Source organism: Ruegeria sp. AM1, assembly GCF_056540745.1.
Genome location: NZ_JBQFXH010000002.1, coordinates 368,822 through 386,393 on the forward strand (window position 1 = coordinate 368,822; position 17,572 = coordinate 386,393).

Consider the following 17,572-nt stretch of genomic DNA (forward strand, 5'->3'; position numbering starts at 1 on the left):
TGTTTCAAATTGTTCATTCACGGAGAGCGTCGCCATGTCGCGCAGAATCAAGTCCGCTTTGGCCTTGCTGGCTGGGAATGCCATTGGGTTATTGCTGGCGGTGCTGTTGCTTTCCGGCTTTGGGATCAAGCCGATCTCGTTCATTGTTGTGGTGCTGATCTTCACCGTGGTTCAGGTGGTCGCCGAGCCGTTGATCCTGAAGCTGGGCGAGAAAAAAGCGCCCGCTTTGAAGGGCGGGATCGCCTTGATCGTGACTTTCGTGGGCCTGCTGGTGACCGATCTGATTACGGCAGGCCTGACCATTGGCGGCATATCCAATCTGCTGGCTGCGACCCTGCTGGTCTGGCTGGGCGCGCTGATTGCCAGCATTGTGCTGCCGATCTATGTGTTCCCCGAACTGCGCGCACCCAAGAAGTAATCAAAGCGCGTTCAGGCTGACCTCAAACGCCTGCCATAGCTCTTCGACAGGTTCGCAGCCAACCGAAAGCCGGACAAAGGCCGGATCGACCTTGTCCCCCCACCGCGCACGGCGTTCTGCCGAACTATGGACCCCTCCAAAGGAGGTCGCGGGCCTTAGCAGCGGGCAGGTGTTGATGAAAGCTTCGGCCTTGTCCTCGCTGCCCAAAGTCAGCGACAGCAGAAAACCGAACCGTGCCGTCTGAGCCTTGGCCAGCCTATGTGACGGATCAGCCGGCAGGCCGAGATAGCGCACGTGTTTCACCGCTGGATGCGCCGACAACCGCTCTGCCAGAACCTGTGCGGATGCACACATGCGGTCGAACCGTACGTCCAGCGTTTCCAACCCGCGATGCAGCAGCCACGCCTCATGAGGTCCGGGGATTGATCCCGAAACCTTCCGCCAGTCCTCGACCCGTTCCATGATCTGTTTGTTACGGCTGGCCACGTGACCCATCAGCAGATCAGAATGCCCGCCCATCGCCTTGGTATCGGAGGACACAACAATATCGATGCCCAGATCCAGCGGGCGCTGGCCCAAGGGCGTCATGGTGGTGTTGTCCGCTATGGTCACCCCGCCCGCGGCACTGACCTGTGCGGCCACTGATCGCAGGTCGATCATGTCCAAGCCGGGGTTCGAGGGGCTTTCGACATAGACCACGTCAAACTGGTCAAACCCGCCGTCCTCAAATGCGGTGGTGGGGCGTTCCTCGACCGTGATGCCCAGAGGCGACAGGAAACGGTCGGCCAACAGCCGCGTGACGTAGTAGCCATCCGAGGGGATCAGCAGCCGCGACCCGGCCTTGACTGTGGAAAACAGCGCGGCAGAAATCGCCGCCATGCCGGACGGAAAGCTCAGGCATGGCGCGTTTTCCAGATGGGTCAGCACATGTTCAAGATGCACCCATGTCGGATTATCGACCCGGCCATAGCTGGCGCTGCCGTCAGGCAGGCCTGGCAGGTGGTACATGCTGCTCTGGGTCAGCGGCAAGGCAACCGGCTCGCCCTTGTCCAAAGCGTTCCCGCGCAGATGCAACATCTCTCCGGTCTTGGGTGCCATCAGTTAACGCCCCGGAATCTCGTCGCGGGGTGGAGCTGGTTCCCAGTTTTCGATGATGTCGACTGCTTCTTGCGCGGTATCAACAAAGCGGAACAGGTCGAGGTCCTGATCCGAGATCGTGCCCGCATCCGCCAGCGCTTCCCAGTTGATGACGCGTTCCCAGAACTCGCGCCCGAACAGCAGGAAAGGCACGCGTTCCATGCGGCCGGTCTGGATTAGGGTGAGCGCTTCGAACAGCTCATCCATGGTGCCAAAGCCGCCGGGGAAAATGGTAATGGCGCGGGCGCGCATCAGGAAATGCATTTTGCGGATGGCAAAATAGTGGAAGTTAAAGCTGAGGTCCGGCGTCACATACAGGTTCGGGGCCTGCTCATGCGGCAGCACGATATTCAACCCGATGGAACACCCGCCCGCATCCTGTGCGCCACGGTTGCCGGCCTCCATCACGCCGGGGCCTCCACCGGTCACAATCACGTTCTCACGGCAGCCGGTTTCATTTGATTTCTCGGTCATGAGGCGAGCAAATTCCCGCGCCTCGTCATAGTATTTCGACAACCCGGCCAAGGTTTCGGTCCGGGCCATATGTTTCTGCGACGGCTCGGGAATGCGCGCGCCGCCGAACATGACGATGGTTGAGGTGATCTGGCGTTCGGACATGATCATCTCGGGTTTCAACAGTTCCAGCTGCAGGCGGACAGGGCGCAGTTCGTCTCGGCACAGGAAATCGTCATCCGCGAACGCAAGACGATAGGCCGAGGACCGGGTTTGTGGCGTATCCGGCACCTCGCTTGCGGTCGAGCGATCAGTCTGCGCGTCGCGGAAAGGGCTAAGGCGGTCTTCTCTCATGGGGTGGTCGATCCCTGCTTGCGTGTTTTCCAAACAGCTATAGGGTTCGCGGGCAGAGTGCCAGTCACGGAAAGACAAGAATGAATTGGAAGACTGAAATATTGGCAGCCAGGGACCGCATCGCCGGACATGCGCAGGTGACGCCGGTGATGCAAAGTCAGGCGCTGGGGTTGGATTATCCGGTCGAGCTAAAGCTCGAGCATATGCAGCATACCGGCAGTTTCAAAGCGCGCGGCGCGTTCAACACGCTGCTGAGCCTCGAGGTGCCGCACGCGGGCATTGTTGCCGCTTCGGGCGGCAATCATGGTGCAGCAGCGGCTTATGCTGCACGCGCGCTGGGCCATCCCGCGAAGATATTCGTGCCGGAACTGGCCGGGCCCTCCAAGATTGCGCTGATTGAACGAATAGGAGCGGATCTAACCGTGGTTCCCGGCGAATATGCAAATGCGTTGACGATGGCGCGCACGCACGAAGAGGAAACCGGGGCAATGCAGATCCACGCCTATGACGCCCCCGCAACCGTCGCCGGGCAGGGCACCTGCTTTGCCGAGTGGGAGGCGCAGGGCCTGCAGGCAGACACGGTGCTTATCGCCGTTGGCGGGGGTGGTCTGATTGCGGGCGCATTGGCGTGGTTGCAGGGCGCGCGCAAGGTTGTTGCGGTCGAGCCTGAAACCTCATGCGCGTTGCACGCGGCACAACAGGCGGGTGCACCTGTTGATGTATCAGTGTCTGGGATTGCTGCAAACGCGCTGGGCGCGCGGCGGATCGGCGATATCTGCTTTGATCTGGCGCGAGCGATCCCATCGGTGCTTGTTTCTGACGATGCCATAGCACAGGCGCAGGCGACGTTATGGCAGGCGCATCGGATTCTGGTGGAACCCGCCGGGGCAGCGGCGCTGGCGGCTTTGACCTCGGGCGCATATCGACCGCAAGCAGGAGAGCGGGTGGCGGTTCTGGTTTGCGGCGGCAATATCGCTCCGAATCCGCTTGCCGCCTGAATTATCGCCTTGAGGGTCTGGTCATGGGATTTTATCTATAATCCCATGACCGCGACCATCGCCGATTCCATATTTGACTCGCTTAGCGAACGTATTGTTACCGGCGATTTGCCCGCAGGTGAGAAGCTGCGCCAGGATCATATTGCGCGCGCGTTCGAGACGAGCCATGTTCCCGTGCGCGAGGCGCTGTTACGGCTCGAGGCACGCGGGCTGGCCCGCAGCGAGCCACGGCGCGGAATGCGCGTGACTGCGCTGGACCCGGCTGAGGTGCGTGAAGTGATCGAGATGCGCGTGGCCCTTGAAACTCTGGCGCTACAACATGCAATCCAGAATCTGACACCTGCTGCGCTCAAGGCGGCGGACGATGCCCGTGTTGCTTGTGATGACGCGCAGGACATGCCGACATGGGAGGCTCGAAACAGGGGGTTTCACCGCGCCATCCTGACCCCCTGCGCCCGCCCGCGTCTGCTGCATACGATTGACGATCTGCACATCGCTAGCGCCCGTCACTTGTTTGCGCATTGGCGGCAGCGCTGGGCCCAGCGCGCCGATGCGGATCACGCCGCCATTGTGCAGGCGATGAAGCGGCGTGATACCGCCGCCGCAACCGCGATCCTGACCCGCCATATTCGTCGGGCAAGCTGATTTCGCCTGCCCGCAGACCGGCCCCGCCGCAAAGGGGCCCATCTGCGTCGCATTGCGCCTTGGTCCGGACTTTCATATAGGCGAAACCAACGTGAACAGATTCTGCAGGGAGTGACCCCATGTCCAACGCGCAACTGGAAACCGCCATCGAAGCCGCCTGGGAGGCGCGGGACACGATCACGCCCGCAACCACAGGTGAACAGCGTGAAGCCATCGAAGATACGCTGAACGCTCTGGACAGCGGTTCGCTGCGGGTTGCGGAAAAGCTGGAGAGCGGTGACTGGCATGTGAACCAATGGGCCAAAAAGGCGGTCCTGCTGGGGTTCCGCATCAAGGATATGGAAATTCAGTCCGGCGGGCCGCAAGACGGCGGCTGGTGGGACAAGGTCGACAGCAAATTTGCCGGTTGGGGTGAAAACCAGTGGCGTGCAGCGGGTTTCCGCGCAGTGCCGAACTGCGTGGTCCGCAAATCAGCCTATGTCGCGCCCGGCGTTGTGCTGATGCCGTCCTTCGTGAACCTCGGCGCTTATGTGGATGAGGGTACTATGGTTGATACCTGGGCCACTGTCGGCTCTTGCGCGCAGATCGGCAAGAACGTTCACCTGTCCGGCGGCGTTGGCATCGGCGGCGTGCTTGAGCCGATGCAGGCAGGCCCGACCATCATCGAAGACAACTGCTTTATCGGGGCCCGGTCCGAAGTGGTTGAGGGCTGCATTGTCCGCGAAGGCTCGGTCCTGGGGATGGGTGTCTATATCGGCAAATCGACCAAGATCGTTGACCGGGAAACCGGCGAGGTCACCTATGGTGAAGTGCCGCCATATTCGGTGGTGGTCTCAGGCTCGATGCCGTCAAAGAACAACATCAGCCTCTATTGCGCGGTGATCGTGAAACGGGTTGATGAAAAGACCCGCTCGAAAACCGGCATCAACGAGTTGTTGCGCGACTAGGGTCGGCACGACCTGAAAACGGGGCTGTGGCGCGGATCGCTGCAGCCCCGTTTTTGTGACCCGGTCAGCCCTTGATTGGGTAACGATCCGGTTCTTCAAAGACGTCGATCACCCGCGTACCGGCCTTGATCTTCGCACCATGTTCAACACCGGCCGGGATCGAGTAGCTGTCGCCGGGGCGATAGGTTTTGGTCTCGGTTCCGATGGTCAGTTCTATTTCGCCCTCGACCACCGTACCCCATTGCGCCTTATGAGAATGCGGCGGCAGTTCGAAATCCTTGAGGAAGGTGAAAAACGCCACCAGCCCGGCATCGGAACGGATCACTGCGGTTTGAACAACATCCTCGGGGAAGGGCACATCCATGCTGGGGAAATTCACTATGAAATCGGGATAGGTCATGAAGTGGTCCTTTGCGGCCTGAAACGAGTTGTCGCGCTTACTATGGACGCGCAGCGGCGATCCGGCAATTCCCCGTTGCTTGACCGCGGGCGGGCGCGGGGCTATGGCCCGCTATATGGAAAAGCAAAAGAAACCTTCGCGTCAGCAGGTCTATACCCTGCTGGTTCAGATTGGCCGGAAAGAGGGCGACGGTCTGCCGAACGGGGCGACCGGGGCAGCATTGATGTGCTTTGCAAGCGGTGTAGATGAGGCTGAGGCCGTGCGCGAAACGGTGGCAATTCTGAAACAGGCCGATACCGCGCCACTGGATGTGACGGGTTATGGCACGTTGGCCGAACGCGAAGCGCAGGGGCACGATATTGATCCGGATGAGCGGGCGCTGATGCAGCGAGCATTGGATGAGAATGCTGTAATAGTGGCGCAGATGACCCCGTTTTTCGACGATCAGGCTAAGGCCTAGTTTCGCGCACCGAACCACTTGCGATAGATTTCATCATACGTGCCGTCTTCGCGCAGCGACAGAAGCGCCTGGTTGACGTCTTCCACCAACGGTGAGCCGGTTGGGAAAGCGATTCCATAGTTCTCGCGTAAGAAGACGCCGCCGGTCATTGAAGCAAACTTGCGGCCTTCATGCGCGGCAAAGTACGACAGGATCGGCGCATCGAAAACCACGGCGTCCAGCTCTTCCTGTTGGAACGCGGTAAGCATCGGGTCTAGCCCATCATAGCTGGTATATTCAACTTCGCGCCTATCCAGAAAGCTCGCGGCTGTTGAGCCTGAGATGGTGCCAACATGCTTGCCATAGAGATCATTTACGGAATTGACGCTGCCGGTGATCGCGTCGACCGTCATTACCGACGTGATGCGCGCGGTGAAGACCGACACGATAAACAGCGATGACACCACCAGTACAACGCCCAGCATGCGCCCAAAGGGCGTTCTAGGCATTCTTTCTTCAAAGCCGCCATTGACCACCAGATTGAGCGCCCACCAGAAGGATGGAAACCAGGCTTCGTTCAGCTTGCGATCGAAATAGGGCTGCGCCCGCCGTTCGAACCCCCACATCAGCATGCCGCCGCCCAGCAGAATGGCAAAAGCCAGACCGATGGCGATGAACAATTCGCGTGACAACAGCGCCTGCAGTAGGCTTGGTCTTCTAACAGCGTCAGACGGGACCATGATCTGCAGGCCAGCCTCAAAGATCGGCTGACTGAAGTCCATCTGGGTTTCGCGGGATGCCGTGATCGAAATATTTGCAATCGCCAGATCGGCAGAGCCATCCTGAACAGCGGAGAGCATGTCACTAAACGCGTCAACGCGTTTTACAGTATATTCCCACCCAAGAGCTTCAGAAAGCGCTTGGAGGAGGTCCATCGAAAACCCAGTCTGTTCGTTATCCTTGAGGTAGGAAAACGGCGGTCGGGTCACGGTGGTGACAGTCAGTGTCTGGGCCTGGCTTTGCTGCGCCAAAAGGGCGAAAGTCAGACAAATCAATCCAAAGAGTGCGCGCATCATGGTGTGTTACCTGTTTCGGGCCCACTAGCGCATTTGCACCATGTGCGGCAAGATAATCGCGGGGTCAGTGCCGATGTTTTCGGCGCGCCCGTCGACCTGCAACTATCGGAGTGTCACGGATTTTTTCCCTTGCCGGGGTTGGCAAGCGGGCCAATTCGTTGAATCTGTGCGCGAAGATGCGTGGCAAGATGGTTAAGAGGCTTAATATGACTGACCCGGTTCAATTGACGGCGGACCTGATCCGTTGCCCTTCGGTCACACCGAACGAGGGCGGTGCTCTCGTTCTGTTGGAGCGTCTGCTGTCAGATGGCGGGTTCAGTTGTGCGCGGGTGGATCGCGGCGGTGTCAGCAACCTGTTTGCCCGCTGGGGCGATAAGGGCCACGCGCGCAGTTTTGGCTTTAACGGACACACGGATGTTGTTCCGGTGGGGGATGAGGCCGCCTGGACAATGCCCCCCTTCGGTGCAGAAATCCGCGATGGCGAAATGTATGGGCGCGGCACCACGGATATGAAATCCGGCGTTGCCGCTTTTGCCGCTGCGGCAATCGACTTTGTGCGGGAGACGCCCCCGGATGGTGCAATTATCCTGACGATTACCGGTGACGAAGAAGGTGACGCGCAGGACGGAACAACCGCGCTGCTGGATCATATGGACCAGACGGGCGAGCGTATGTCGGTGTGCCTTGTGGGTGAGCCGACCTGCCCCAACACGATGGGTGAGATGATCAAGATCGGACGTCGCGGATCGATGACCGCCTGGTTCAAGGTGACAGGTGTTCAGGGCCATTCAGCGTATCCGCACCGGGCCAGGAACCCTTTGCCTGCCATGGCGCGGCTAATGGACCGGCTGGCCAGCCACGAACTGGACCAGGGCAATGATCATTTTGATGCCTCAACCCTGGCTGTTGTCACTATCGATACCGGAAACGCCGCAACCAATGTGATTCCCGCCCAATGCAGTGCGGCTGTGAACATCCGGTTCAATGACCTGCATTCGGGCGCAAACCTGAGCACATGGCTCCAGTCCGAGGCCGATGCGGTTGCCGAAACCTATGGTGTCGAGGTCGACGTGAAGATCAGGATTTCGGGCGAAAGCTTTCTGACGCCACCCGGCGCCCTCTCTGATCTGGTTGCACGTGCTGTTGAAGCGGAAACCGGCGTTGCCCCCGAATTGTCGACCACGGGCGGCACATCTGATGCGCGTTTTGTCAAAAACCATTGTCCGGTGGTCGAATTTGGTTTGGTTGGCAGGACGATGCATCAGGTTGATGAATGCGTCGAAGTGGCCCAGATCGAGCAGCTCAAGGCGATCTACGCGCGCATCCTGACTGACTATTTTGCCTGAGTGATGCAGCGTACTCTGGTGATCATGGTCAAGGAGCCGCGCCCGGGGCGGGTCAAAACGCGGCTGGGGCGCGATATCGGCATGGTGGGTGCCGCGTGGTGGTTTCGGCATCAGACCCGGTCCTTGATCCGGCGCTTGCGCGATCCGCGCTGGCAGATCGTGCTGGCGGTTTCCCCCGATCATGAGGGTCTGAGCAGCCGTGCCTGGCCCGTCGATTTACCGCGCGCCGGTCAGGGACGCGGGGATCTGGGGGATCGCATGGGCCGGATGCTGCGCGCGATGCCCAAAGGCCCTGTGTGCCTGATTGGAGCGGATATTCCGGGGGTCACACCGGCCCATATCGGACGGGCGTTTCAGGCGCTGGGGCGGGCGCAGATGGTCTTTGGGCCTGCGCCGGACGGGGGCTATTGGCTGGTTGGAGCGCAACGCTATGCGGCCCTGCCGCACAGCCTGTTTCGCGATGTGCGCTGGTCGACCGAACACGCGTTGGCCGATACGCTTGCTTCGGCTCCGGGGCGGCGGATTGCCTTGCTCGACCAGTTGCGCGACGTCGATACTGCCGCTGATTTGCACGCCTGAGCCAACGCGCCGTTTTTTGGTCATGACGCAGTCGCATACCCGTGCTAGGGCGAAAGGATGACACGTATTCCGACCAAGCAGGAGGTCCTCGACTGGATCTCGGCAAACCCCACCCTGACCTCGAAACGCGATATCGCTAAAGCCTTTGGGATCAAAGGCGCGGACCGGATCGACCTGAAACGTATCCTGCGCGAGCTTGAGGCCGAGGGGCATCTGGAAAAACGCAAGCGCAGCTATCGCGATCCGGACCGCCTGCCCCCTGTCAGTGTGTTGCAGGTCAAGGCCCCCAATCAGGATGGTGACCTGTTTGCCCGCCCGCTGGAATGGCATGGCGAGGGGGTCGAGCCAGCTATTCTGCTGATACCACGCGCCAGCGATCCTGCGCTGGGCGAGGGGGATCGTATTCTGGCGCGTCTGACCGTGGTGCAGGAAGAGGACCACAATTATGAGGCGCGCCTGATCCGCCGTATCGGGACCAACCCGCGCAAAATCGTGGGCATTTTCCGCAAAGGGGCCGAAGGTGGGCGGATTGTGCCCATCGACAAGACCGGCTCGACGGAATGGCAGGTGCCCGAGGGCGCGGTCCATGGCGCGAAAGATGGCGAGCTGGTTGAGGCCGAACAGGCCGGGCCCAAGACCCGCATGGGCCTGCCGCGTGCGCGCATTGTCGAACGCTTGGGGGATCCCACGGCGCCCAAGGCGGTGTCGCTTATCGCGATCCATCAGCATGGCATCCCCGATGACTTTCCCGACAAGGTGATCGACGAGGCCGACAAGGCCAAACCGGTCGGCTTGAAAGGGCGCGAAGACCTGCGGGACATGCCACTGCTGACCATCGACCCGTCAGATGCGCGTGACCATGATGATGCGTGCTATGCCCATGCGGATGATGATCCCACGAATCCCGGCGGCCATGTCATCTGGGTCGCGATCGCGGATGTCGCTGCGTATGTGCAGCCCGGCACCGCGCTGGATCGTGAGGCGCGCAAACGCGGCAATTCAAGCTATTTTCCGGACCGTGTCGTCCCGATGTTGCCGGATCGGCTGTCGGGCGATCTGTGTTCATTGCACGAAGGCGTTCCGCGCGCCTGTTTGGCCGTGCGGATGCAGATCGACGCCGAGGGCAACAAGATCGGTCATCGGTTTGTGCGTGGTCTGATGCGCTCTGCCGCGTCGCTGCACTATGCCGAGGTGCAGGAGGCCGTGGATGGCAATCCGAATGACCGCACCGGGCCACTGCTTGAGACGGTGCTGAAACCGCTCTATGCCGCTTATGCAGCACTCAAAAAGGCGCGCGCTGTGCGCCAGCCTTTGGATCTGGACTTGCCAGAGCGCAAGATCATCCTCAGCGATACCGGCGAAGTGACCAGCGTGGCGTTCCGCGACCGGCTGGATGCGCACAAGCTGATCGAGGAATTCATGATCCTCGCCAATGTGGCCGCCGCCGAGACGCTGACCGCCAAACGCCGCCCGCTGTTGTTTCGGGTTCACGAAGAACCCGCGCCTGAAAAGCTGGAAAGCCTGCGGGAAACCGCACAGGCGGCGGGCCTCAATCTGGCTAAGGGGCAGGTTCTGCAAACCCGGCATCTGAACGCGCTTCTGAACGCGGCTGCGGGGACCGAGGATGCAGAGCTGATCAATCTGTCCACGTTGCGATCCATGGCGCAGGCGTATTACAACCCCGAGAACTTTGGCCATTTCGGGCTGGCTTTGCGGAACTATGCGCATTTCACCTCTCCCATTCGCCGCTATGCTGATCTGATTGTGCATCGTTCGCTGATTTCGGCGCATGACTGGGGTAAGGACGGGTTGACCGAGGAAGAGATCGCCCGGCTTGAGGAAACCGCGACCCATATCTCGGACACTGAACGGCGCTCGATGATGGCGGAACGCGACACGACGGATCGCTATCTCGCGGCCTATCTCAGTGAACGGGTGGGCAACGAGTTCACCGGGCGGATCAGTGGCATCGCGCGCTTTGGCGCGTTTGTGAAGATGGACGAAACCGGTGCGGATGGGCTGGTACCCGTGCGCTCGCTGGGGCGCGAGTTCTTTCATTTCGATCGCGAGGCCGGGACGCTGATGGGCTCGGATACCGGTCTGATCATCGCCATCGGCCAGCGCGTTACCGTGCGACTGACCGAGGCGACACCTGTGACCGGCGGATTGCAGCTGGAACTGCTGTCAATCGATGACCAAGCCCTGCCGCGCGGGCGTGGTCCCGCCAAACGGGGTGCCCGGCGCAAAGCTGCCAGCACCAAGCGCAAGAAAGACAAGATCAAGCGCAAGGTCGAACGCAAGCGCCGTCAAAGGTGATAGGTCAGCGCGCGGGCGATCAGCCAGCCATGACGGGTTGGATCAATCTGCTCGAGGTCATCGAACAGTACGGCGCGGTTCCCGTCGATCCGATCCTCACCCGGGAAGGCCGAGGTGAAATCCCCCATCAGCCGGCTCTGACAATGAACGAACAGGGCGAAGCTGGCAGATTTGTGCCCGCCCAGTCGTATAGTTGATCCCTTCGGTGCCAGATAAGACGGTTGGCCCCAACGCAGTGCCTCTTGCAGCGGCTGTGCCTTGGCAAGATCCTGTGCTGTATCGAAAATCAACTCACGCAGCGTTAGAGTGCCCTGACGTGGATCGTCGGGCAAAGTCTCGAACGCTGCCGATACTGCGGGATCGTCAAAAGGTCTCATGTCAGTGGGATCGCCTGTTCCATTCTGTCGACATAGCTGTTTAGAAGCTTATCTTCTCTGATGCGCCGGGTCAGCAGGGTATCGGCGGGCGTCGCACGCATCGCTGCCAATACTGGCCCGACGCTCATGTCGGCTGATGTCGGGCGATCCCCCATCAGAAAAGGCGACTGCCAAAGATAGGTCGTGAGCGCTTCAAAATCGCGTTCGACCCGGCCCAGTCGTTCTGCGGGTGAGAATCGTGAGATTCCCTGCGCCTCAAGCCCTTTCAGGACAGATTTGCGGACAGAGTTTGAGACAGGGCCTCGGATCAATGCCGGTATCTCGGCAAAAAACGTTTTTTGCAGAATGGGCCATACCTCGTCGTTCGCCCAACGATCATGAACGATCTGAAAATAAAGATGGTCTTCGGCCATGCGGATCAGTGCTCGGGAATGCGCTTTTTGCATATCGCTAAGACCTACATCAAAATCTGCGCCCTGTGCTTCAAGCCAATCGCGGATCATATCGCTGTCGGGAACCAGCCGTTCCGGGGTGCGTAGTACCGGTAGTTTGCGATGAGGCATCTTGCGCGGATCGAGCATATCCGACCTCTGCCAGAGATGGCCGGATTTTTGCAGCATATACGCGGTTTTCACGCAAAACGGGCTTGCACTGAACAGGCCAAAGGCGGAGGGGTATGTCAGAAGGGTCAGCATTGTCGGCCTCGTGATTGGAATGCCGAATGGATAGCCGCGTCTGATGACATATTCTGTCATTAGGCTTAGGATAATGTCCAATATGTCCCGTACTGCCCGCCTGTTTCAACTCATGCAAGCCTTACGCTCTGGCCCGTCGCCCAAAACCTCGGTCCAGTTGGCGCAGGATTTGGGTGTTTCTGCGCGGACTGTGCATCGGGATATCGACGCACTGCGCAGTCTTGGCGCGGTGATCGATGGCGAGGCAGGGTTTGGCTTTACGCTGATCGAAGACGCGACGTTGCCGCCGTTGGGATTCACGGATGACGAGTTGGAGGCCCTTGTTCTGGGGCTGCGCGAAGTTCAATTGATTGGTGATCCGGCCCTGTCGCGCGCTGCTGGCGAGGCGTTGCGGAAACTGCAGGGTCGTTTGCCACAGCGTCAGTCTCATCGGCTGAGCCATGCCGTCCTTGCCGCAACGCGCTTTGATCGACCCGCAGTGCCTACAATTGAGGTTGCTGCGCTGCGTCAGGCCACTTGGGACGAACGCGCGGTGGAGTTCGCCTATACCGATGCCAAAGGCGACAGCACGCATCGAAAGGTCAATCCGCTTAGTATCGTCTATATGGATCGCTCAAGCGTGTTGCTGAGTTGGTGCCACTTGCGGCAGGATTTTCGTGTTTTTCGGCTGGATCGTATGCAGGAAATGTCTGTTTCCGATGAAAGCTTTAGGCCCAATCGCGTCCCGTTGTTGCGCGAGGCATTGGCGCGTATCCGCGCAGAACACTCTGGAAACTGATGCGCGCCCGCGCCTGACGTTTTGAGATTTGCCGGTTTTGAGCTATCCTGAATGCGAGCAGTAATCAGGAAAATCGGAATGCGTAAATGCGTAGGCGGCGTTATGACCGTCGCATTGTGGGCATCCATCGGACAGGCGGACACCACAAGCAGTGCGCCGCGGCCACAGGAGCGGCCGTTGGCACAAAATCTTCAACTGGCATCAGCGGATGTGACCGTTTCCATCCGCCCGATGCCAAGGCCTTCGGCCGAGGTCCATCGTATCTCGGCCAATGGCAATGCCAGATTTCAGGCCTGGCTGGGTGCCTTTCGCGAACGGGCAATGACCGAGGGGATCTCTGCCGCGACGCTGGATCAGGCGCTGGGTGAGCTGCGCTATGACAAGGACGTCATAGACCGAGACCGCAACCAGGCAGAGTTCTCGAAACCAATCTGGGCATATCTGGATTCGGCTGTATCAGACCCCCGGATATCGAATGGCCGGGCCGCGCTGAATCGGCATCAACAGGTTCTCGATCGCATCGAGGCCAAATACGGTGTGGAAAAAGAGGTGGTGACGGCGATCTGGGGGCTTGAGACCGCATTCGGTACGTATCGGGGTAGCAACCAGACCATCCGGGCACTGGCCACTCTGGCCTTTGATGCCCGTCGCGCCCGGTTTTTTGAGACTCAGCTGATCGCCGCCCTGCAGATCGTTCAGGCGGGCGATGTTGGCGCTGACGCTATGGTCGGCAGCTGGGCCGGCGCCATGGGACATACCCAGTTCATGCCAACCTCATATCTTGAACACGCCGTGGATTTTGATCACGATGGGCGGCGCGATATCTGGTCTGATGACCCGACGGATGCGCTGGCCTCTGCGGCGGCCTATCTGGCGCGGCATGGATGGAAGGCGGGCCAGCCATGGGGTGTCGAGGTGCGTCTGCCCGAGGGGTTCGACTATGCTACGGCCAAGCGCGACTACACTCTGATGCCCTCGGATTGGGCCGCGCGGGGGGTGGTCGGACGCAATGGCAGGCCCGTCCCGGATCATGGCGAGGCCGCGATCCTGCTGCCTGCTGGTGGACAGGGTGTCGCGCTGATGGTTTTTGACAACTTCAAGGTGATCGAGCGTTACAATGGAGCTGACGCCTATGTCATTGGTATCGGTCATCTGTCCGACCGGCTGGCGGGACGCGCCGCTTTTGCAGCAGACTGGCCGCGCAATGACCGCGTCCTAAGCTTTACCGAACGGAAGGAGTTGCAACGCAGGCTTACAGAGGCCGGCTTTGATACGCAGAGCATAGATGGCCGTATCGGGCCGAACACGATCAATGCGTTGAGAGCATATCAAGTGGCTCAGGGGCTGAGGCCCGATGGTTACGCTTCGCTGCAGCTGCTTGAGCGTATGCGCGGATCGGGTTGAACCGGGGCTTGCGAAATTTGCAAGGGGCCGTCAAAGAAAGTCCTGTGCGTCGATCTTCATCGGCAAAATCCACCCCCAGGGTGTTTCCTGAGCCGGGCCAAACTCTCGGAAGCCAGATTTCCGGTAGGCGGAAATAGCATGCGCATTCTCGGGATGCGGATCAGTAGCGACGACCGGAATCCCGTCGCTGAACAACGCCCTCAACCTTGCAGAAATAAACGCCGGACCATGGCCGCGCGCGATCATGTCCGGCTCACCTATGAACTGATCAATGCCGCGTGCCCCTTCTGGAAGCTGGTAAAAATGGTGGTTGTCCCAACCATGAACTGTATAGTCCTGCATATAGGCAAACGGGCGCCCTTCGGTTGATACGATCCATCGGGCCACGCGACCGTCTGCCAGTTCGGTTTCGGTGATGGGCTCATCCGAACCCCACCATTTGCAGACATGCGGCCGCGACCGCCATACCGCCAGCACGCCCAAATCAGACGCGGTCGCCTTTCGGAATGTGTATTGGCCGGTTGCTTTCATGGCAGTCTTTTATCACTAATTTGCGGGCAGTCGGAGGGCTGCAACACCAATACACACCAGAGTCCCCCGCAGGGCCTGACTGGAGCATTGCGCCAATCGGCAGGCCTATCCTGCCGCTTTCATCAGGCCTTGTTTACGAATTTCGGCCAGCGCTTCGTCCAACGACTTTAAGATGCGAACAAACATTTCATCGATATCTGCGGGTGTCATAATCAGCGGGGGGGCGATGATCATACGATCTCCGACATGGCGCATGATCAGATTATTGGCAAAGCAGCGGTCGCGGCAGATATTGCCGATGGTGCCGGGTGCCGATGCGAACATGGCGCGGCTTGCCTTGTCGGGGGTCAAAGCAATCGAGGCCATCATGCCGACAATTTTTGCCTCACCAACCAGCGGATGCGCCACCAATCCTTCCCATTTCTCTTTCAGATAGGGGGCAGCGACATCCCGCACATGATCAATGATCTTTTCTTCTTCGAGGATACGCAGATTCTCCAGTGCCACGGCGGCCGCGACCGGATGACCTGAATATGTATAGCCGTGGTTGAATTCGGTGCCCGCGATGACCGTGGCCACGTCGTCGCAGACGATAGAGCCGCCAATTGGGGCATAACCGGAGCTGAGGCCCTTTGCGATCGTCATGATATGCGGTCTGATGCCTACTGTCTCCGATCCGAACCAGTTGCCGGTACGCCCAAAGCCGCAGATGACCTCATCCGCGATCAGCAGGATGTCGTATTTATCGCATATGCGCTGGATCTCGGGCCAATAGGTTTCGGGGGCGACGATGACCCCGCCTGCGCCCTGAACGGGTTCGGCGATGAAGGCCACAACCCGATCCTCGCCCAGTTCCTCGATGGCTTGCTCAAGCTCCCGTGCGCGGGTCAGTCCGAATTCTGCGGGAGATAAATCTCCGCCTTCGGCCCACCAGTTTGGCTGGTTGATGTGGTGGACGTTTGGAATCGGAATACCGCCCTGTGCATGCATCGCGGGCATGCCGCCCAGCGATGCCGATCCGACAGAAGAGCCATGATAGCCGTTCCTGCGGCTTATGATGATGTTCTTATCTGGCCGGCCTTTTTCGGCCCAGTAGGTGCGCACCAGGCGGATGTTGGTATCGTTCGCCTCGGACCCCCCGGCGGAGAAGAACACGTGGTTCAGATCGCCTGGCGCAAGTTCGGCGAGTTTCGCCGACAACGCGATGGCAGGGACGTGCGTGGTTTTGAAGAACGTGTTGTAGTAAGGCAGTTCACGCATCTGGCGCGCAGCCGCTTCGGCCAGTTCATTGCGGCCATAGCCAATATTTACACACCAAAGTCCGGACATCGCGTCCAGAATGTCCGCGCCGTCGCTGTCTGTCAGATAAACGCCTTTGGCGCGGGTGATGACACGCGCGCCTTCTTGTCCCAACGCCCCGTTGGCTGAGAACGGATGCATGTGATGGGCTGCATCTAGGGCCTGCAACTCGATGGTGGGCATGTGATTGGTGATTGTGGACATGAGAAAATCTCCGGCAGCAGCCTGTGTGGATCACATATGATCAACTTAAATCCTGACCTCAGGCGTTTGCCAAGGTGCTGGTTAAGAAACCCATACCCGGCGAGGGACCAGCAGGTGGTCCGGTCTCAGTTGATGGATGGCTTCTCGCTTTCGGGTCAGGATCTTTTCAGGTCTCGGAACTATCGCTTCGGCCGCACAGAAAGTGAGGATCAATGCCGGTGACAACGCCATCTCGCTGGCGCGCATTTCTGGGGGCAGGTTGTGGTGCTAAAACGCCTTTATCTCCAAATGATACCCTGCCTCATAATCCGGGGCGCCGTTTTCGCTGCGCCACAGGCAATAGGCGGCCATGCGCCATGCGTACCACGGGCGCAGTGCTTTGTAGCGGTCGACGATGTCGGTGTCGCCATAGGCGGATAGGAACGACATCTGCTCGGCGTCTGAAAGTGGCGCGCCACGATAGAGCTGTTGCATTGAGGGCGAGAGGAAAAGTGCGAGGTCCTCACAGGGGTCACCCCATGCCGGGCATTGCCAGTCGATCAGCGTAAGCCCCTCTTCTGAAACAAGAATATTTCCCGCGACCGTATCACCATGAATCAGCCTTCTGGTCGAAAGGGGCGGGACATGCGATTGCGGGTGCAGGTCTGCAAGTTGGTGCGCGCGCTCGGATTTACACGCCGCCAATATGCGGGCTCCGTGTCGGGCAAGATCGTCGCTGCCATTGCATCCCGACGGCGCATCGATGGAAAGCGGCAGCCTGTGGAACCTTTTAAGCAGCTTGCCAACCGTTGCTGTGCCCTCGCGCCAGGGCGAACCGGGCGCGTGATCATAGAGAACCCAACTGTCACTTTCATAGTGCCCTACAGCCCGCAGCCGCGGCACAAAACCCGTTGCCTCAAGCGCGCGCAAACATCTGGCTTCGAGAGCGCCATCATTGCGGAACAGCGGGTTCAACAGCGCTGAATTGTAGAGCTTGAGTACTTTGTCACCCTCAGTGTCCAGAACCTTCCAGACCCGATTGGTCCGCCCACCATACAGCGTTTCAAATCGGGCACTTATTGCCAGAAGGTCCTCATCACACAGTTGCCTGACAAGGCCGGCGGGTGGGGAGGGCATTTTGGACAGCGGCCTAACCTTTGTCTGCGGCGAATCTTAGTCCACCAAGGTTTGGCCCGT

19 protein-coding genes are annotated in these 17,572 nt (G+C 59.6%); 10 read left to right on the forward strand and 9 right to left on the reverse strand.

Annotation, left to right across the window (positions count from 1 at the left end; all coding sequences use genetic code 11):
* Window positions 1-34 precede the first annotated feature (34 nt).
* Complete coding sequence (locus ACR0I7_RS09650) at window positions 35-418, forward strand: hypothetical protein (protein ID WP_480510401.1); 384 nt, start codon at window positions 35-37, stop codon at window positions 416-418.
* Here ACR0I7_RS09650 and ACR0I7_RS09655 read toward each other — a convergent pair whose 3' ends face one another.
* Both ACR0I7_RS09655 and ACR0I7_RS09660 read right to left on the reverse strand, forming a co-directional pair.
* Window positions 419-1,516, reverse strand: a complete 1,098-nt coding sequence (locus tag ACR0I7_RS09655; protein ID WP_480510403.1) for a cystathionine gamma-lyase — start codon at window positions 1,514-1,516, stop codon at window positions 419-421. It abuts the gene before it with no gap.
* Between the two features lie 3 nt (window positions 1,517-1,519).
* The gene (locus ACR0I7_RS09660) at window positions 1,520-2,362 is read right to left on the reverse strand and encodes an LOG family protein (protein WP_480510405.1); all 843 of its coding nucleotides are present in this window, start codon (window positions 2,360-2,362) and stop codon (window positions 1,520-1,522) included.
* An 80-nt stretch (window positions 2,363-2,442) separates the two neighbouring features.
* On the opposite strand from ACR0I7_RS09660, the gene ACR0I7_RS09665 reads away from it, so the two are divergent.
* From ACR0I7_RS09665 to dapD, 3 genes are all read left to right on the forward strand, one after another.
* Window positions 2,443-3,360, forward strand: coding sequence for a serine/threonine dehydratase (locus ACR0I7_RS09665; protein WP_480510407.1), 918 nt, complete (start codon window positions 2,443-2,445; stop codon window positions 3,358-3,360).
* 45 nt (window positions 3,361-3,405) lie between these two features.
* Entirely contained in the window at window positions 3,406-4,005 is a 600-nt protein-coding gene (locus tag ACR0I7_RS09670) for a GntR family transcriptional regulator (RefSeq protein ID WP_480510409.1), read from the forward strand.
* Between the two features lie 119 nt (window positions 4,006-4,124).
* Window positions 4,125-4,952 carry a 2,3,4,5-tetrahydropyridine-2,6-dicarboxylate N-succinyltransferase gene (gene dapD, locus ACR0I7_RS09675; RefSeq protein ID WP_480510411.1) on the forward strand — a complete coding sequence of 276 codons (828 nt, stop codon included), beginning with the start codon at window positions 4,125-4,127 and terminating at the stop codon, window positions 4,950-4,952.
* Between the two features lie 64 nt (window positions 4,953-5,016).
* Here the strand turns inward: dapD and ACR0I7_RS09680 are convergent, their stop codons facing one another.
* Window positions 5,017-5,352, reverse strand: coding sequence for a cupin domain-containing protein (locus ACR0I7_RS09680; RefSeq protein WP_480510413.1), 336 nt, complete (start codon window positions 5,350-5,352; stop codon window positions 5,017-5,019).
* A gap of 115 nt (window positions 5,353-5,467) precedes the next feature.
* On the opposite strand from ACR0I7_RS09680, the gene ACR0I7_RS09685 reads away from it, so the two are divergent.
* On the forward strand, window positions 5,468-5,812 hold the full coding sequence (locus tag ACR0I7_RS09685) for a hypothetical protein (RefSeq protein ID WP_480510713.1): 345 nt from the start codon (window positions 5,468-5,470) through the stop codon (window positions 5,810-5,812).
* Here the strand turns inward: ACR0I7_RS09685 and ACR0I7_RS09690 are convergent.
* Window positions 5,809-6,867, reverse strand: a complete 1,059-nt coding sequence (locus ACR0I7_RS09690) for a transporter substrate-binding domain-containing protein (protein ID WP_480510414.1) — start codon at window positions 6,865-6,867, stop codon at window positions 5,809-5,811. The genes ACR0I7_RS09685 and ACR0I7_RS09690 overlap by 4 nt on opposite strands.
* Before the next feature lie 206 nt (window positions 6,868-7,073).
* On the opposite strand from ACR0I7_RS09690, the gene dapE reads away from it, so the two are divergent.
* The 3 genes from dapE to rnr are packed head-to-tail and all read left to right on the forward strand — an operon-like array spanning window position 7,074 to window position 11,108.
* Entirely contained in the window at window positions 7,074-8,213 is a 1,140-nt protein-coding gene (gene dapE, locus ACR0I7_RS09695) for a succinyl-diaminopimelate desuccinylase (protein ID WP_480510416.1), read from the forward strand.
* 3 nt (window positions 8,214-8,216) lie between these two features.
* Complete coding sequence (locus ACR0I7_RS09700) at window positions 8,217-8,792, forward strand: TIGR04282 family arsenosugar biosynthesis glycosyltransferase (RefSeq protein ID WP_480510418.1); 576 nt, start codon at window positions 8,217-8,219, stop codon at window positions 8,790-8,792.
* Window positions 8,793-8,849: 57 nt separating this feature from the next.
* Entirely contained in the window at window positions 8,850-11,108 is a 2,259-nt protein-coding gene (gene rnr, locus ACR0I7_RS09705) for a ribonuclease R (protein ID WP_480510420.1), read from the forward strand.
* Here the strand turns inward: rnr and ACR0I7_RS09710 are convergent.
* Both ACR0I7_RS09710 and ACR0I7_RS09715 read right to left on the reverse strand, forming a co-directional pair.
* Window positions 11,099-11,485 carry a DUF1801 domain-containing protein gene (locus tag ACR0I7_RS09710; protein ID WP_480510421.1) on the reverse strand — a complete coding sequence of 129 codons (387 nt, stop codon included), beginning with the start codon at window positions 11,483-11,485 and terminating at the stop codon, window positions 11,099-11,101. The genes rnr and ACR0I7_RS09710 overlap by 10 nt on opposite strands.
* The gene (locus tag ACR0I7_RS09715) at window positions 11,482-12,180 is read right to left on the reverse strand and encodes a glutathione S-transferase family protein (protein WP_480510423.1); all 699 of its coding nucleotides are present in this window, start codon (window positions 12,178-12,180) and stop codon (window positions 11,482-11,484) included. The genes ACR0I7_RS09710 and ACR0I7_RS09715 overlap by 4 nt, the downstream gene beginning before the upstream one ends.
* Before the next feature lie 82 nt (window positions 12,181-12,262).
* Here ACR0I7_RS09715 and ACR0I7_RS09720 point away from each other — a divergent pair, with 82 nt between their 5' ends.
* Both ACR0I7_RS09720 and ACR0I7_RS09725 read left to right on the forward strand, forming a co-directional pair.
* Window positions 12,263-12,958, forward strand: coding sequence for a helix-turn-helix transcriptional regulator (locus ACR0I7_RS09720; protein ID WP_480510425.1), 696 nt, complete (start codon window positions 12,263-12,265; stop codon window positions 12,956-12,958).
* A 78-nt stretch (window positions 12,959-13,036) separates the two neighbouring features.
* The gene (locus ACR0I7_RS09725; protein ID WP_480510427.1) at window positions 13,037-14,362 is read left to right on the forward strand and encodes a lytic murein transglycosylase; all 1,326 of its coding nucleotides are present in this window, start codon (window positions 13,037-13,039) and stop codon (window positions 14,360-14,362) included.
* A 30-nt stretch (window positions 14,363-14,392) separates the two neighbouring features.
* Here the strand turns inward: ACR0I7_RS09725 and ACR0I7_RS09730 are convergent, their stop codons facing one another.
* From ACR0I7_RS09730 to ACR0I7_RS09740, 3 genes are all read right to left on the reverse strand, one after another.
* Window positions 14,393-14,893, reverse strand: coding sequence for a GNAT family N-acetyltransferase (locus ACR0I7_RS09730; protein ID WP_480510429.1), 501 nt, complete (start codon window positions 14,891-14,893; stop codon window positions 14,393-14,395).
* Between the two features lie 105 nt (window positions 14,894-14,998).
* Window positions 14,999-16,396, reverse strand: a complete 1,398-nt coding sequence (locus tag ACR0I7_RS09735; protein ID WP_480510431.1) for an aspartate aminotransferase family protein — start codon at window positions 16,394-16,396, stop codon at window positions 14,999-15,001.
* Between the two features lie 267 nt (window positions 16,397-16,663).
* Window positions 16,664-17,512, reverse strand: coding sequence for an aminoglycoside phosphotransferase family protein (locus ACR0I7_RS09740; RefSeq protein ID WP_480510433.1), 849 nt, complete (start codon window positions 17,510-17,512; stop codon window positions 16,664-16,666).
* Window positions 17,513-17,572: the final 60 nt, after the last annotated feature.